This window comes from Nostoc sp., assembly GCF_041747015.1.
In the GTDB taxonomy this organism is placed as follows: Bacteria; Cyanobacteriota; Cyanobacteriia; order Cyanobacteriales; family Nostocaceae; genus Nostoc.
Genome location: NZ_JBGTFY010000219.1, coordinates 1 through 16,950 on the forward strand (window position 1 = coordinate 1; position 16,950 = coordinate 16,950).

10 protein-coding genes and 1 pseudogene are annotated in these 16,950 nt (G+C 42.1%); 3 read left to right on the top strand and 8 right to left on the bottom strand.

What is annotated here, in order from left to right:
• Window positions 1-225: 225 nt before the first annotated feature.
• From ACEW80_RS17735 to ACEW80_RS17745, 3 genes are all read right to left on the bottom strand, one after another.
• Window positions 226-1,683: a YcjF family protein gene (locus ACEW80_RS17735; RefSeq protein WP_373527857.1), complete on the bottom strand. Its 1,458-nt coding sequence runs from the start codon at window positions 1,681-1,683 to the stop codon at window positions 226-228.
• A gap of 489 nt (window positions 1,684-2,172) precedes the next feature.
• Window positions 2,173-2,697: a PEP-CTERM sorting domain-containing protein gene (locus ACEW80_RS17740; protein ID WP_373527858.1), complete on the bottom strand. Its 525-nt coding sequence runs from the start codon at window positions 2,695-2,697 to the stop codon at window positions 2,173-2,175.
• Window positions 2,698-2,821: 124 nt separating this feature from the next.
• The gene (locus ACEW80_RS17745; RefSeq protein ID WP_373527859.1) at window positions 2,822-5,860 is read right to left on the bottom strand and encodes a beta-propeller fold lactonase family protein; all 3,039 of its coding nucleotides are present in this window, start codon (window positions 5,858-5,860) and stop codon (window positions 2,822-2,824) included.
• Between the two features lie 985 nt (window positions 5,861-6,845).
• Between ACEW80_RS17745 and ACEW80_RS17750 the strand changes: the two are divergent.
• Window positions 6,846-6,929 (top strand): annotated as a pseudogene (locus ACEW80_RS17750) (pentapeptide repeat-containing protein); the annotation flags it as partial.
• Window positions 6,930-6,938: 9 nt separating this feature from the next.
• Entirely contained in the window at window positions 6,939-7,370 is a 432-nt protein-coding gene (locus ACEW80_RS17755; protein ID WP_373527860.1) for an MAPEG family protein, read from the top strand.
• A gap of 245 nt (window positions 7,371-7,615) precedes the next feature.
• Here ACEW80_RS17755 and ACEW80_RS17760 read toward each other — a convergent pair whose 3' ends face one another.
• The 5 genes from ACEW80_RS17760 to ACEW80_RS17780 form a co-directional block, all read right to left on the bottom strand.
• Window positions 7,616-8,641, bottom strand: a complete 1,026-nt coding sequence (locus ACEW80_RS17760; RefSeq protein WP_373527861.1) for a hypothetical protein — start codon at window positions 8,639-8,641, stop codon at window positions 7,616-7,618.
• Window positions 8,642-8,905: 264 nt separating this feature from the next.
• The gene (locus tag ACEW80_RS17765) at window positions 8,906-9,643 is read right to left on the bottom strand and encodes a COG4280 domain-containing protein (protein ID WP_373527862.1); all 738 of its coding nucleotides are present in this window, start codon (window positions 9,641-9,643) and stop codon (window positions 8,906-8,908) included.
• 178 nt (window positions 9,644-9,821) lie between these two features.
• Window positions 9,822-11,519: an ABC transporter permease gene (locus tag ACEW80_RS17770; protein ID WP_373527863.1), complete on the bottom strand. Its 1,698-nt coding sequence runs from the start codon at window positions 11,517-11,519 to the stop codon at window positions 9,822-9,824.
• 79 nt (window positions 11,520-11,598) lie between these two features.
• On the bottom strand, window positions 11,599-12,612 hold the full coding sequence (locus ACEW80_RS17775) for an iron ABC transporter substrate-binding protein (RefSeq protein ID WP_373527864.1): 1,014 nt from the start codon (window positions 12,610-12,612) through the stop codon (window positions 11,599-11,601).
• Window positions 12,613-13,601: 989 nt separating this feature from the next.
• Window positions 13,602-13,874, bottom strand: coding sequence for a hypothetical protein (locus ACEW80_RS17780; protein ID WP_373527865.1), 273 nt, complete (start codon window positions 13,872-13,874; stop codon window positions 13,602-13,604).
• 45 nt (window positions 13,875-13,919) lie between these two features.
• On the opposite strand from ACEW80_RS17780, the gene ACEW80_RS17785 reads away from it, so the two are divergent.
• Window positions 13,920-16,121 carry a vanadium-dependent haloperoxidase gene (locus ACEW80_RS17785; protein ID WP_373527866.1) on the top strand — a complete coding sequence of 734 codons (2,202 nt, stop codon included), beginning with the start codon at window positions 13,920-13,922 and terminating at the stop codon, window positions 16,119-16,121.
• Window positions 16,122-16,950: the final 829 nt, after the last annotated feature.

Sequence of the window (16,950 nt, forward strand, 5' to 3'; positions counted from 1 at the left end):
CTTTCAGGGAAGCAAGCTACAAAGTCTGCGGAGGGGCATCTCGTGGACTCTAAACAAAGCTCATCGCCTCCGAAGCAATAGCTGGACTGGGTGAGAAGCCTACACTGTACTGTACTCAGTCAGTGTAGGAGTATGTCACTAATGTCTATTTGCATAAATTGCTAATTTATACAATCACAGGTTTATGCAAAGGCGCTAAGATAAACACTGCGCCTCTGCGTAAGATTATCCTGCCCCCTTCTGAACACCAATTAATTCAACCGGCTGCACCTCTGGCAACAAACGCTTCACACCTTGTTTAACAAACCCTTGCAGAAAAGCCATTTGCTGATTTTGCCCAAACACCTTTTGCAAGGTTTGCCGCAAATTCTCCAAATTTAAACTAGTTCCAGAATCGATCGCTATTTCCTGCTGTTGGAAATACTCAACTAAACTTAACCCTGCTACTCTGGTCAGATAAGCTGCACTTACTCCCTGCACTGCGCCACCAGCAACAAAAGTAACGGCATTACTTTTAAGAACAGTACTAATCGCCTTGGTAGAAAGTTCAACTAAACCCAGTTTCAGCATCAAACTTCCCATTGTGCCAGCTATCGTTTGTGCCTGTTCTAAGGAAAATTTCTGCTGATAGATATTACCCAAATCCATTACCATTTGAGCATTAATTGCCGCAGTCGCCAAAATATCAAGGGCTGGTACTGGGTTAGCAAAGGCAGCAGCAGCAGCTATCCATTGATATTGTTCAATAATTGGGGTAGCGCGATCGCATCTGGTTCCATTTAGCCAGGTTTTCGCCTCAGCTTTCAACAAACCTGCTTTCCTGATGGTAGTCACCCAAACCAGGCGTTGTCCTTGCTGTGCCAAAATTTCACCCAACTGCTGCGTCAACTGCTGGATATCTGGTGCTGGTTGTTCCATCCACTCTTGTACAGAACCATCAGTCTCGTGCTTTCGGACTTTGATGGCAATGGGAGAGGCCGCAGTTGTAACTACATTTCCCTGTATCCGATGTTTCAATGACAGCAAGATGCTGGCGCTTTCATCGGCTAAATATTGGTCTTGTTTATTGAAAACCAGCATTTGCGGCTGATTTGCTACTTTTAGCTGCTGTAAGGTTTGAAATTCTGAGTCTGTCAAATCACCGTTTGTCAGGAACAGAACAAAATCAGATTTTGCGACTTCTGCTAAAACAGCTGCATCTGAATTGTCACCCGCTTCTCTAAATAAAGGTGCTGTCTCTTGTAGAGAAACAAAATTTACAGATCCAAAATTTTGCTCTAGTACTTGAATTAAAGTGCTTTTGCCCACGGATTTACCGCCAGTAACAGCCACTTTAATTTCTTGCCTGTCTAACTCCAACAACAATTGGGCAACTTGTTCTCTGAGTGTCTGTAACGCCGGATGGTTTTCTGCTTCTTTTGCCAGTTGGTTTATTACGGCTTCAGTTTTAGCGATCGCACTTTCCACAGTCGCCCGATCAACCAGCATACCATCTAGCGGCTCTAAGCTATTTTTTAGCTGATTTTGTCGGAATAACCACAAACCACCGCCAAATGCTAAGGCACTGAATAAACCAAACTCACCCACCTGCATTATTGAATGATGCCAACTTTGTAACATCCACAGAGAAAAGGACAGTCCCAATCCTCCCACTAAAATTGGTCGCTGCAACTTCACAACCATGATTCTCCGCGCTTTTTGGATGGCTATTTCTTCCAGAATAGATCAAAAACTTGCTTCTCTGCATTGAACAAGCGATCAAACACAACTTTCTTTACCTACAGATGCCTGTAAAATTAACTCACAACCATCACAATAATCAGTAAGTCAACCTAATTCAACATAAAACGCTACAATTATACGCAAATCTCTACCAGGCTAACATTGAGTTATCCCAAGAGTCTAAGATTTATCGGATAAATAAATATAAATACAAATACTGGTTGAATATATACTCGGCACGGAATGTCTGTTGAATAATCGAAAAGCCTAAAACTTCGACATAAATTTTTTAGAGCGATCGCAATCAGAAAAAATAATATCTAGCTACAAATCATTTACCTTCAGCACTTTTACCAGAATTTTATTAGTTCTTGCAAGACAATGCTTTTAGCTAGGAAATGTAGATTTTAGATTTACCACATTTCCCAACCTTGAAAGCTAAAGCTAAAGTTAAGCTTTAACTTTTTTGTCTAATGTTAACTTTCTCTTCATCAGCAAGCCGATGCTGCAAGCGATAAAAGTGCCACCTAAAGCTGTAGGTTCAGGAACTTGTCTGTAAGAAACTGTATTTCGGCTGCTTTGGGTATTATTCGCAAACTCATCTCCATCAATTGTGTATGTGATCGAAGGATTAGCTTTATCAAGGAATACATATTGCAATCCAACAGATTCCGTACCTGTTAAGAATGTGGTTGGAAATACGATAGGATAATCTGGATATTCAGTATCATCTTCTTTGGTGTAAACATTAGAGTCATTGTCGAATTGAAAACTTAGTGACTCAACTAGTGCTACCGGAAAATTACCGTTACTGAAAGTCGAATCATCAAAGCTAAAAAAGCCTTCTCCTTTAGTTATAGGACTATCGACGGTGAAAGCGTAGTTAACAAGTGCGGCAGATACCGATTTAGCACCCACGGTAGCAAAAACTAAAGCGCAGCTAGTAGCAAGCGTTAATTGTGAGATCAATTTCATATCAATTTCCTTCAAGATAAATTTTTGCGAGCAATGTTCACGGAAACTATGTAAAATTCCTAATTCCCTATGTTCTTCCTAGCCCCTTTTTAAAGGAGGCTAGGGAGAATCAAGCCTTAGCTGATTAGTTTGCTTGAGCAGAGAGATTATCTGTACTCAAACTCCATTTTTCGACTAGTTGAGCGCGATTTTGGCGAAGATTGGCATGGTTGCGCTCTGTTGGATAAGGCACATTGTCGCCTTTAACGCCAGCCCAAAGCACGCGGTTGAATTTTTCAGGATCTACCTTATCTTCAACTTCAAAGTTGAAGTCCTTGGTTGCTTGCGCCCACCACTGTTCGTTACGCAGAGAAGCAATAGCTGCTGTCTTTTCTACATTCTTGTCTTGGCAAGCTGGTACTAGTTTGGGATCTACAGGAGCCGCACACAAGTTACCTGGGACGACAGCTTTATAAGGAGTAAAGTTTGGTTCTCTAGTGAATGCATCCGACATTGGTTTGGCATTGGCGTCATTGATTCCTAAATAACCAATGTTCAGGAAATCCTCCATTGTCCGTATTAGGTTGACAGTGTTGTAGTTAGTGCTGACTACGACATTTCGCTTGGTGTAAGGCGAAATAATATAGGCTACTGAGCGATGACTATCAACGTGGTCAGGGCCGTTTTGGCAATCATCTTCTACAATAACGATCGCTGTATCTTTCCACAGTGAAGACTTGGAGATTTTTTCTACTAGCAAACCAACAGCATAATCATTATCTGCCATTTGCAGTGGGGCAGTATTCAAACCAGCTAAGGCGTTACCAAAATTACCAAAGTGGTCGTGAGGTAGACGTACTAATGACAAGTTGGGCAATTCATTTCTTGCTAGATAGCTATCAATATCTCTTACCCATTCGTTGTAGAGATAGATGTCAGGATTCTTTTGGTCGTATCCGCGGAAATAGATGTCAGTTTTATCCAACAATACAGTTTTAGCGGCTACAGCTTGTTGAATGTTATCAGCAGCAGGAGTTGGAGAAATGGGGATGTAAAGCGGGTTCAAAGGATCTGGTTTTGTGGGATCTGCTTGGGCAGTACCGTAGTTGCCATCAACAAAGAAACCGTAATTACGTACAGTCTTACCAGCCCGCAATGCTGCATCCCAAAGATAGCCACCGATAGCATTTGCATTCAGTTCACCATCACCTACGGGAGCATTTACGTCTTGATCTCCAGGCAAAATAGAAGATTGACCAGAGGGATCTAATACTCCGGTTGATCGTGTATTGAATTGGGAAGGATTAGAAGAAGTTTGTGGTGTGACAAGGTTGATGTTACGGTTAGTACCTTCGTAGTCGTATGTCAGACCGTTAAACCCAGCGTTGCCATAAAGTACTGACTGACTTTTTTCAGTGAAATCAGTAGTCCGTCCATAAGTAGACCAGTTCCAGCCCACACCGCTTGATTCACCAGAATCATAGAAGTTATCAAAAGTCACAAAGTCAAGAGCTAACTTGTGATGGTTGGGTGAAACTGGTTGCGGGAATAAAGCCAATCCGGGATCGCCATTACCAACAGGTAAATCGCCGAGTACTTGGTCGTAGGTACGATTTTCTTTAACAACGTAGATGACGTGTTTAATCTTGTCTTGGAGAAACTTCATCGTCCGGTCAGGACGACGATTGTAGAAACCGTTATTTTTATCTACCTGTTCTGAAAGGGTAGCTAAAGCTCCACCTTTGGGAACTGGAATAACTGAGATTCCAGCTTTTTCTAAAGCCCAGTTGTATTCATTTCTAAAAGTTGTGTTGCGTGCTAGTCCCTCTGGTGTTGTTCGGTTAGCTGAGGGGTTGGGGCCAGAGTTACTCTTGGCATTTACAACGTACAACTTTTGACCATCTTTACTAACACTTACAGAGTTGGGATACCAGCCAGTAGGGATACGTCCAATCACCTTACCAGATGATTGCAAGTCTACAACAGCAACAGCATTCTCACCGCCTAGAGTCACGTAAAGCTGACGTTCATCTGGACTCAACGCTACAGAGTTAGGGTTTGCTCCTTTGTACTTATCACTCGTTCGAGATAGAGAGATAGTTTGGACAACGCTATTAGTATTTGTGTCGATAACTGAAACCGAGTCACTATTACCGTTAGCTACATATAGTCGCTTTTGGTTGTTTGAAAGCGTTACTTTGTTTGGTTGGCTACCTACGGGGATACGGGTAGTTTGCCCAGAAGCGATGTTAACAGCAAGCACTTCGTTATCGCGCTGGCTAGTAACGAAGACTTTAGCTGCTGCACCATTTTCTGCACTCTTGATGGCGACATCAAAAGGAAATTCTCCGGTTGCTACTTTACCACCTGGAACAAAGAACTTAATTTCCTTGAGTACCTTACGGTTAGTAGTATCAACAATTGATATTGAGTCGTTTTCAAAATTAGCAGCTACTAACGTTTTGCCATCTTTGCTGACCGCAAGACCCGCTACAACTGCTCCTGTGGATGCAAGTTCAGCTGGGGTGTCTTTCAACAAACCACCATCATAGGTAGGGAAAGGCGCAGTTTGTTCAGAATTGTGACCTAGTAAAATGAAGGGAGCATCTGGCAAGTACTGGCTGCCATTAGATGCATAAGCATAAACGCGATCGTCAATACCGCCTGATACATAAAAGCGAGTGCCGTCTTTTGCCCAAGCTAAACCATTATATGTATTAGGGATGTTGAGCTGCTGCCGTTTAACCAACTTACCGTTGCTAACGTCATAGACAAAAACCCATTCGGCTTTTCGAGTTATTTCAGCACTGGGTTTGCCAGTTAAAGGGTCTAAGACAGGATAAGTAAGGTTAGCACCTGTATTTTGATCCCGGAAGTTTAGGTTATAGCCACTGGTAAGCACCAGTAGAGTTTTACCATCAGGGCTGAGTGCTGTGGTTACAGCTTCGGCAGCATCAGCATTACCATCTGGACGCAAACCAGTTGCCAAACGTCCAAACGTTGAGCCTGGTGCTGCTGTAGGTGTAATTATTTGACCTGTGGGTAATAATGCCCCACCTTCGGGAAGGTTGCCAACCGGGCTAGTAGGAAGCACGGCGCTAACTACTTGGATACCACTTACGATTACTACTACTACTGCTAGCAGACTGAGTAGGAGATATCGTTTACGCTTGAAATTTTGCATTTGCTGTGTTTAAACATCAAAATTTACCTACATTGCAGATAGTCCTATTTTTGGGTTAAGAGAAAGGTAAGGTAAGGTTACTGAAAAATTTTCATAGGAAATTCTTTTACTAGTGGTTCTAAATCAGCACTCAACAACCTAACGGTAGGAGTTTAACTGTGAATAACAGTTAAAAAAAATAACGATGCGTAGGCGTAGCCCGTCGTAGACATCGCTCACCTTTAAACCAAATTTAATCTTGACAAATAAATCATGATATGCGTAGCAATAGTTTGAGGATTTTATTGCTCTGAGTGCATCAAGTACTTGTGTTGCAGCTTGAAAAATATAAGCGAGGCGATGATTATGTTCGCCGCAAGCAACGCATATTCAACTGAAATTTATATTTAGTCAGTAAAAAGGCATATTACTTTATCAAAACTTCATATTTAGTAAGTAAAATGGCATTTGACTTAAGCAAAAGCTCATTTAACTTACTCAAACCCCAGTTTGCTTGCTGATTTTGGTGTTTTCCGCAAGTAAAAGCTTATTTGACTTACTCAAAAGCTCATTTGACTTACTCATTTTGGTGTTTTCCGCAAGCAAAAGCTCATTTGACTTACTCAAACCCCAGTTTGCTTGCTGACTTTGGTATTTTCCGCAAGTAAAAGCTTATTTGACTCAATATGGTTCGGATAAGACTTGATCCCCCCCAACCCCCCTTAAAAAAGGGGGGCTAAGAATGACTCTATTTCCCCCTTTTTAAGGGGGACTAAGGGGGATCTTTAAAAACTATGCACCTTAACCGAACCGTATTGACATTTGATTTACTAGATTCGCTTGTTTGCTTATTTATTTAAGTAATTCACGCATTGATTTTAGTGTATCGTTGAGTTGAAAGCTAGCGATGTCTACGACGGGCTACGCCTATGCGTTATTCAGAGAATCCTAATCTTGAATTATAGGGTTTGCTGATCTGATAAACGCTAATCTTTAAAGTGCTAATCTTAAAAATGCAAACCTTGATAGCACCAGCCTTAAAGACGCTGACTTACGTAGAGCAAGGTTTATCACTGATGATCAAGTTTGAGAGGTGGAAATGACACAAGATGCAATTTTCAGTCCCTTCTTTGCGACAGTGTTTCTAACACTCCTAGTCTGGGTGTATATGTACATCCGTCGGATCAGTTTCATCATAAGTAGAAAGATCAGCCCGAAAGACCTTGCTGTACCTGGCACACTAGCTCAGATTTCGCCACCAAACGTATCCAATCCATCAGATAACTTAAAGAATCTGTTCGAGATTCCGGTACTTTTCTATGCGCTTGTGCTATATCTCTTTATCACGAATCAGGTGGATTCGGTGTATGTGAATGCTGCATGGGTCTTCGTTGTGTTTCGCGCATTGCATAGCGCTGTCCATTGCACATTTAATCTCGTCATGCTTCGGTTCTCCTTCTACCTATTCGCCACGCTTGCGGTGTGGTTTATCGCCATCCGCGCAGCCCTTATCCACTTTAGGATGATCTAGTTGCGATCGCACTTAGCTACAACCTTGATAAATACGGCGCTTTAAGCAAACCAGAAATTTTATTGCTTAATTTTTCTTCTTACTTGCGCTCAATTTTATAAGTAATTTTATCATTATTACTTGATGGGCATTGATTAAAATCTATATCAGGCGATCGCTTACTTGCCCAGAAGAAAAAACCACAACTGAGCAAAAGTGTTGCGATGTCGTGGCTTAATCTCCCATAATTGCGAGTTTTTCGCCGCTCATTTACTCTTTAAAAAGACAGCACCTAGATTAGGTGCAGCTAGATCAATCCCTCCGTTCGTTCCGGTGTTTGTGGGAAAACAAGAATTAGCAACATTGAGCAGTGTTAGCGGAGTACAAGTAACATCAGGGGCAAACAGAGAGTAGCCGTAGACCTTTTGTCCCGGTAATACAAGTTCGTCGGTACGAATTAGAATACCTCCTAAAACTTGGTTTTGTGGAATAGTGAGCGCAGGGTTTACCGGAATTCTACGATTATTATTGGCAGCATTGTTCAAGAAATAATATTGTGGAATCGGGTCTTGCAGTGGTGTTTTGCCCCAAGTGGAAGCTGCTATCACGTAAATTGGCCCGTAGGAAGTGGGATTTCCGTCTTTGTTCACACTTGTAATTGCTGCAATACCGAAACCATCGTGCCCAGTAGGTAATCCGCGCTCGAAGATGGTAAAGCCAATTTTATTATTTGCTTTCACAGACCTAAAAAGTACAAAGTCAAGTCGCTCGATGCTAGCGTTACCGTTGTAAAGTGTGCCGCCTAAATTTGCACCTGTGTTAGTAAAAACGTTATCTGGACCTGCCAAGATATTGTTTATACTAAACAGCGTTTTTTCAGGAAGTGGGCCAAAACTAAGAAAGTTAAAGGTATTAGAGGAGGAGTTGAAACTGCCTTGGTAGTAAGCCAGCCTTCTACCATCTGTAGCAGGGTTACGGCGAATTTGCACAAAAGCGGGGATGGATCTAAATGTTGCCCTATCTCCTGTGATTGTCAATCCTGTAATTGATTGAATTTGCCCCCCGAACTTGAGAGTAAAGGTACTGCCTGCGAATTCACTATCACCTACAACGTTGTTAATGGATGTAGTCGGCAACAAAGCAGTGTCAGTAGTGATTGAAGTGATATCTTGCCCAATTACTTGAGCTTGTGCAGAGGTAAAGCACAAAAAGGGAGCAAGCATTGAAACGAGCCAAAAACCAGACTGAATGCTTGAGCGAAAACGGATAGAATTGCACCTAATCGCAGGCATGAGGGAGTATTGCATGATACAAGTTTAATTAATGAGCAAAGTTATTATATTGACACCAAGACCACGTTTTAGTTAAGAAAAAGTTAAGAAGGTTATAAATCAATACGCTTGGGTTAAGGCTAAAAACTAAAACTGGCGTAGGCGTAGGTTGGGTTGAGGAACGAAACCCAACATTATCAAGGCTTTGTTGAGTAACGCATTGCCTCAACCCAACCTACTATTCTTGATTTGGAGCCACTGAACTACCGTATAGACAATAGCAACCTAACCGACAATCTCTTCCGGCTTCTGCAATCCAATCTGCCAGCGCAGGAATGCAGCAGTCGTAGCCATAAAAGCACCCCAAACTAGGGGCAACCAAACGATCGCCCAATCACCACCTGGCCATTCTACATTTAGTCCTTCACCTAACCAATAAGTACCAAATCCCATCAGTAACATTGCCGCGACAAACTTCATTGGCTTAACAGGAACTTGCTTGAGGGGAGTTCTGAATAGAAATGCTACCACACCTAAGCCAATTGCAGCAGTCAAAGTACCACTAATGGCATCTATCCATTTGCCTCCAGCAGCACCTAACGTAACTACTGCGATCGCAACCTCTACACTATCTAATAATGCTCCCTTAAATGTAGTAACTACAGCAAACCAGTTCCAACCAGGTTGATTACCTTCTTTTGCTAGTTCTTCTTCTAATCTGTCTTCTTTGTCACCTCCACGCTTGGGAATGCCACCGTAGTATTTAATAATTGAGCGTGTCCACTTTTGCCCAAACAACAGCAGTAAAATTCCTGCAACAATTCTGAGAATGTCTACGGGGATGAGAGTCAAACTTTTCCCTAAGAAGAGTGAGAGAAGTATTGTTAAAGCAATTCCACTACCTGAACCAACTAAGGCGTTACGCCAACCTGCGACTCTACCAACAACGATGACTATACCGAGAATCTCGACTAATTCTATTAGAGAGCCGGCAAAACTAGCAAGAAAGATTTCCCAATTCATAAAATTTTATACCTCTAATAAACCAGATTATTTTTATCTCACGCAAAGGCTAGGCAGCGTGTTGCGGGGGTTCCCACGGCAGTCACTCATGGGGGAAACCCTCAAGATCTCGCTGCCTCCCCGTTGTAGCGACTGCCGCGCAAAGGAGGAAAGGAAGAAAGAAGAAATTACGAATTATTTAATCAACTTCTCTTTGTAAACTCCGGCTTACTTCTATGGAAAGTCCTGTGTTGCGATTTTGAGCTAGTACTAATAAGGTGGAACTAACTGAAATCACTAGCATGACTAATGCACCAGCAGCAGCATTACTGTAAGAAACACTCTCGGTTGCTTTCCAAATGTGGGTGGCTAGAGTATCAAAGCCAATTGGAGCTAAGAGTAAGGTTACTGGTAATTCTTTAATTGCTGTAAGAAATACTAAGGCTGCTCCACCTAGCACACCTGGAGTTACTAGGGGTAAGGTAATTTCTCTGAAAGTTTGCCAAGAGTTTCTGCCTAAACTGTGGGCACATTCTTCTAATTGGGGATTGACTTGCAGTAGTGAACTTCGCAATGTGCCGACAGATTGGGAAACAAATAACACTAAATAAGCAAATACTAGCATTGGCAAAGTTTGATATAACCAAGGTAAGTAATTTGCTCCCCAAAATACGAGGGAAAAGGCAACGACAATTCCAGGTAAACCAAAGCCAATATAGCTACAGCGTTCAATGGCGGTAGTAATGCGACTAGGAAACCGGACGGCAAGAATTGCTATTGGTAGAGCGCAAAGGGTAGCAATCATTGCTGCCAATCCTGCGGCTATTATTGAATCTTTAGCTAATTGCATCAGTTCTGGTACGGTGACAATTGTATCCATACTTTTGCCTGTCAATCCTTCCATCAACCAAAACAAAGTTACACCTATTGGTAACACTAAACCTACAGTAGCCACCGCGAAGCAAAATAAAATTGCAGGCACTTTCCAAACACCGAGATGAACCAATGGTGGGAGACGGTAAGATTTAGTAGCACGACTATAGTAGGCTGCCCGCGATCGCGCTTTATATTCTAACCACAACAACAGCAACACTAAACTCACCAGCATCAAAGCTAGTGCTGCCGCCTGATTGCGATCGAATGTATATCTGTATTGCAGAAAAATTGCCCGCGTAAATGTATCAAACCGCATCAATGAAGTTGTGCCAAAATCCTGTAAGGCATTCAGTGCTACTAATAATCCCCCGGCTACAATTGACGGACGCAGTGCAGGTAGGGTAATGCGAAACAAGATTTCCCGTTGGCTAGAACCTAAACTCCTAGCAGCTTCCTCCATCGCCGGATCAATGCCTTGCCATCCAGCCTGGAGACTCAACAATAAATAAGGATAGGAAAACAAAGTTAGTCCTAAAATTGCTCCAGTCCAACCGTAGATTTCTGGTAACTCCTGCACTCCTAAAGGTTCTAGCCAGAGTTGCAATAAGCTACCCTTGGGGCCGAAAGCCGCAATTAAGGCAAAACCACCTACATAGTCAGGCACTGCTAAGGGTAATGTGGTGACAATCAGCCAAAATCGCCGCCAAGGTAAATCTGTCCGCATTGTTAGAAACGCCAATGGTACGGCGATCGCAGCTGAAAGTAAAGTGCTGGCTACAGCTAACCCAACACTATTTAATAACACTGTGATCGTCCGAGGACGTGATACTAAAGTCAACAACTCTTCTGCGCCTACACCAGCCATCCGCATCACTAAGTAAGTTAGAGGTAGTGCGATCGCTACAGCCGTCAATCCAGCTGGGACTAGAAGAAACAAAGGTGGATGATTGGCTTTTCTGCTTCTTTTAGAGAAATAGAAGCGGCGACGGGGTAACTGGGTGATGCTGGGAGGGATTTTCATCCTTTAGTTCATGACTTACGTGGCTTGTGATTGCGATCGAGCAAGTAGGCGAAGATGTATGTTTTCTTCTCGTCCCTAGTTACAATAAACCTGCCTCCTGGATTAACGAAAGCGTTCCTTTGATATCTGATAATTTGCTCAGATCAAGCTGAGGAGACTGCAATTGATTGAGCGGAAGTTGCTTTTGCGATACTGGGATACCTTTTACTAAGGGATATTCGTAAAACTTTTGAGTAAGGAACTTCTGCACATCTGGACTGAGCATATAGGCAACAAACTTTTCTGCATCAGTTTTTTGGTCAGTTGTCTTTAGCACTGCTAAACCTGCAACGTTAATCAACGCTCCTGCATCCCCGCGTGTATGGTGGATAGCTACGGGAAACTTTGGGTCTTTTGTGATAAATCGATATAGATAATAGTTATTTACTAGCCCTAAAGCGATTTCTCCGCGTCCCAAAGCTTGCACAATGGCACTATTGCCGCTATAAGCTTTGGCATTATTAGCTTTCATTGCTTTCAGCCACTCCAGGGTTTTTTGATTGCCCTCTAAGAGTCGCATTGCAGTTACAAACGATAGAAAAGAACCGTTAGTAGGTGCCCAACCAACTTTACCTCGCCACTTCGGATCACTCAATTGCATGACACTTGTGGGGAGTTCGCTGGTTTTGACAAGCTTGGTGTTGTAGTCAATTACCCGCGCACGTCCAGAGATGCCAACCCATTGCCCTGTGGAAGAGCGAAATTGCCGATCAACTTTGTTGAGTAATTGAGTCGGGATAGCTAAGGTTCGGTTTTCCTTGGCGATCGCTCCTAAAGAACCAGCATCTTGAGCATAAAATATATCAGCCCGGCTATTCTGACCTTCTTCGATCAGAGCGATCGCTAATTCTGTGGAGTCACCATAGCGTACCTCAATATTTATCCCCAAATCTTTCTTAGCTTTTTCAATCAGGGGACTCATGATATCCTTTTCTCGCCCTGAATAAACTGTCAGTGTTTTCGGGGCAGCTTCTACTACCGAAATTCCCACTCCCCAGCCTAAAAGCACAGCAGTAATTGCAAATGAGATTTGCCGCACTCGAATTGACACCATTAATTAACTCCGATCCCAGATCAGCTTTGTAGATTAATATTTCTGACAAACTTTTGTGAGATTGCAGATATATAGAAGATTAACGGTTAGTTAAAGTAAGGATAGGTTACATCAAGGCATGAATTAGGTTAATTTTAGGTAATCTACAGGTTAAGAAAATATCACTCAGAGGTTTTAATACCAAGCCCGACAGTAGGAGTATTAGCTGTAAGCAATAGTAGAGTAAGGATGCGTAGGCGTAGCCCGTCGTAGACATCGCTCACCTTTAAACCAAAGTTTACATTGGCAATTTTATTGCTCTGAGTTCATCAAGCACCTGTGTTGTAGCCTGAAGGATAGAAGTGATATCGAGCGCATATTTAATTTAAATTTATCTTTAATCAGCAAAAAGGCATATTGCTTTCTCAAAACTTCATATTTTATCAGCAAAATGCCATCCGACTTACTCAAACCCCAGTTTACTTACTCATTTTGGTGTTTTTCGCAAGTCGAATGACGTTTGACTTACTCAAAATGAGGTTTGACTTACTCATTTTGGTGTTTTCCCCAATTCATAAGATGTTTGACTTACTAAATTGGCTTGTTTGCTAATTTATTTAAGTAATTCACGCATTAACTTTATTGTGTCGTTTCTTTGTAGTTAATTATTTCTTTCTGTACCTTACCTATGCAGAGCCTATCCCCTGTAATTAATTTAAATCACTTAGTTTGAAAAAATGCTTGCTTTATTTCTTTTCCGGAGATAATTTATTTTTAATTAAAAATTAGTATTTTGTTTACTTGGATTTAATTTTTGTAACATATTCTAATTATTGATTCTAAAAAGAACAGGCTAGAAAAAAGTTGTAAACAACAAAGTCAAGCAGAGTTCCAGTTTTAAATTTTTAGAATTAACGCATAGTAACTTATTACTTATGCGTTGACAAAAAATATAGTTTGTCAACCCATAAGTAATAGTGAGTAGCCCTTTGAGAGACATATGTTGTTTATCAATGTCTCTCAAGACCAAGATTTCCACTGTAAAAAAGTAATGTCATTAACTCAATTTTGACATTTTGGCAAATGCGTAGGCGTAGCCCGCCGTAGGCATCGCTTAATTTACAGTGCAAACATTTGGAGTTTAATACATAGATTCCTGGCTCTATTCCATCCTGTGGCTGAAATGTTGCCAAAACGTTGATATTAAATATCCTCACTTTCAAAAAGCTAATCATAGCAAGGATTGAGTTAATTACTCTCTCCTCAATTTGCTGCTGCAACACAATCATTCATCCCAAAAGACATCCTTCATCTTCTGCAACAAACTTATGGCAAACTCTCAAGTAAATACCATCTTCCAGTTGCTTTCGTTCTCTATCAAGAGCGTGGTAACTGCATCTGTACTTGGTACAGCAGTTATCCCAGCAGCTTATGCTCAGATAACCACATCAAGACCAGATATCCAAATCGCATTTAGTAACACTAACTTTCAGAGACCTACACTATTAGGCGAAGCAGTTAAACAAGGTCGATTTAACCTAGTTGTTACTAATCGCGGTACGGCAATTTATCAAGGAGCTTTAAATCTCAATATATACGTGTCCCCGGACTCAATCCTCGATAAAAACCCCCTCAGTACCCCTAGAGTCATCACTCAAGTAGCAATTTCGGGTACTACATCAAATTCCCCTTTAGTGGGCACTGATGAACTACTCGGAACTCGAACACTTCCAAGTGTTAACTTGGCTCCTGGTGCTTCCCAAACTGTTACCGTGGACTTTACTACCTCGGCTTTCCGTAGTCCAAGTGTTGTAGCACCTGGAGCCTACCACCTGATTGCTGAAGTTGACACCACCATCCCCCAGGCGACTACAACCGGTAAATTAGTCAATCGGGTAGTTAATGCTGGTGACGCTGTAATTGTTTGGAATGCAACACTTCTGAATTCCATCCTGCTCACAGGAATTGCCCGTGATCCAAATGGCGATCTTACAGCCAGAGGTGGAACTCCTCCCACACTAGGCTCACGCAATCAGGCGATCGTTCAGCTAGCAGTCTATGATGCTGTAAACGCGATTAACCGGATCGGTCAGCCTTACGCTGTGAGAATTAGTCCCTCTGATCCTCGGATTGTGGGCGGTGCATCGGCACCAGCAGCAGCTGTCCAAGCAGCGTATACAACGCTACTCAATCTATTCACAACTGCAAAACCAGGAGATACGCAACAACTTCAAACAGCTAGAACAGCTGTAAGAGCTTTACTCGACCGACAGCTATCAACTTCTTTGGCAGCAATACCTAACGGTACCGCTAAGAGCAACGGTAGGTCTATAGGAAGAGAAGTTGCTCGGATAATACTAGCCTTGCGGAACAGCGATGGTTCAGCTCAGGCGCAGGTACCTTTCACAGCAAATACACTAGGCGGATGGCGACCAACTTTCCCCGATTTTACACCTGCATTAAACCCAGCGTGGGGGTCAGTTCTTCCCTTTTCACCTAATGTACCCGATCGCGACCCAGCAAATCCTCAAGCTCGCCTGATCCAGTTCGGACTGACTGGCCCTGTTCCATTTGCTAGCCCAGAGTTCGTAGCCGAAGAGAATCTTGTTCGCCAAATAGGGGCTTTCTCGAACACTAGCGTTACTACAATTGTCCGCACTTCTGGGAACACGAAAGATGCTATCTTCTGGGCACTAGATCGCCCAAATACCTTCAGACCGCCTGGTCAGTGGCATCAGTATACACAACAAATCTCTTTGAATAGGGGCAATAATCTATCTCAGAACGCCCTCTTGTTTGCTCAGTTGAGCGTTGCACAAGCTGATGTGGGTATTCTGTCATGGGATTCTAAGTATTTTTACAATCAATTGCGACCAATTGCAGCAATCCGCCAAACTAATCCCCTCGACGTGGCACGAGGAGTAAGGCGTGATGTGAACTGGCTGCCACTGATATCGTATCACCAGCCTGAAGTCTTCCCTCTGACTCCCTTAACCCCGCCGTTCCCAGACTACAACTCAGGACACGCTGCATTTGGTTCCGCAGCAGGTCAAGTATTGATGAACTTCTTCGGGAACGACAACATACCTTTCACAGTCCCTTCACAAGACTTACCAGGTGTGGCTGAGACGTTCAACACCATTTCCGAGGCAATAGAGGACAATGCCGCAAGCCGCGTTTTCGGCGGAGTTCATCTCCCATCCTCTGCAATAGTTGCGATACCAATAACATCAAGTAAACTAACTACAACCGCAGAGGGTACAACAGCTGAAATGGCAGACGGTACAGTTCTGCGTAATGTTTTCACTACTCCTGAAGGTACTTTTGCTCTAGATCCCGCAAAAGATACCGAAATTCAAGTAGGTAAACTAATGGCTAACAGCGTAGCTAAATTGTTCAGTCAGCCGACAATAACCCAACCTATAGTAGACCAATCTTTGATAGCCCCAGCTTTGTTAACTGCTCCTGCTTTGTTAGCTGAACCTTCGCTAGCTGAAACTTCGCTAGCTGAACCTTCGCTAGCTGAATAATGGTTCTCGCTTTGGCTTAGTTTTGACCTCTCTCCTCACAGGAGAGAGGTTTTGAGTTTTACTACCCTGCTCTTGTAGGGCTACAGTCTACACACAGTAAAAGAGTAGCGGAAGTTTACAACATTGTAGCTGCACCAGCGCGTAGACGCGTAGCGGCTTGTCGCCAGACATCGCCTTGTAGCAATTTCGCCTCAACTAACTGGGTTTGACGATACTTCGCTGACTTCATCAAGCACCTGTGTTGCAGCCTGATATTTGCAATACATCTACCAGGTTTGGATGCTTTCGCAAGAAATTTAGTATATCAACAATGTTTTCTATGGTATAAAGATTATAAATTTTGCTGAAGTTATAAGATATATCAGTAGTTTTCATAAAACTTATTAATTATCTATTCCTGTAAAACGGCCTTTGATACAATTAACTTAAATTTATATTTAATCTCCAAAAAGGCAGATTGCTTTATCAGAACTTCATATTTAACAAGCAAAATGCCATTTGACTTACTCAAACCCCAGTTTGCTTACTCATTTTGGTGTTTTCCGCAAGCAATATGAGCTTTGACTTATTCAAACCCCAGTTTGCTTACTCATTTTGGTGTTTTTCGCAAGCAATATGAGCTTTGATTTAAGCAAAGTCAGGTTTGACTTCCTAAATTGGCATTTTACTTACTCATTTTGGTGTTTTCCGCAAGCAATATGAGCTTTGACTTCCTAAATTGGCTTATTTATTTATTTATTTATTTATTTATTTATTTATTTATTTATTTATTTATTTATTTATTTATTTATTTATTTATTTATTTATTTATTTATTTATTTATTTATTT

What these genes read in the sequence shown, in the direction of transcription:
- ACEW80_RS17785 (WP_373527866.1), top strand. Translation starts at nt 13,920, where the DNA reads ATGGCAAACTCTCAAGTAAATACCATCTTCCAGTTGCTTTCGTTCTCT.
- ACEW80_RS17755 (WP_373527860.1), top strand. Translation starts at nt 6,939, where the DNA reads ATGACACAAGATGCAATTTTCAGTCCCTTCTTTGCGACAGTGTTTCTA.
- ACEW80_RS17760 (WP_373527861.1), bottom strand. Translation starts at nt 8,641, where the DNA reads ATGCCTGCGATTAGGTGCAATTCTATCCGTTTTCGCTCAAGCATTCAG.
- ACEW80_RS17735 (WP_373527857.1), bottom strand. Translation starts at nt 1,683, where the DNA reads ATGGTTGTGAAGTTGCAGCGACCAATTTTAGTGGGAGGATTGGGACTG.
- ACEW80_RS17740 (WP_373527858.1), bottom strand. Translation starts at nt 2,697, where the DNA reads ATGAAATTGATCTCACAATTAACGCTTGCTACTAGCTGCGCTTTAGTT.
- ACEW80_RS17765 (WP_373527862.1), bottom strand. Translation starts at nt 9,643, where the DNA reads ATGAATTGGGAAATCTTTCTTGCTAGTTTTGCCGGCTCTCTAATAGAA.
- ACEW80_RS17775 (WP_373527864.1), bottom strand. Translation starts at nt 12,612, where the DNA reads ATGGTGTCAATTCGAGTGCGGCAAATCTCATTTGCAATTACTGCTGTG.
- ACEW80_RS17745 (WP_373527859.1), bottom strand. Translation starts at nt 5,860, where the DNA reads ATGCAAAATTTCAAGCGTAAACGATATCTCCTACTCAGTCTGCTAGCA.
- ACEW80_RS17770 (WP_373527863.1), bottom strand. Translation starts at nt 11,519, where the DNA reads ATGAAAATCCCTCCCAGCATCACCCAGTTACCCCGTCGCCGCTTCTAT.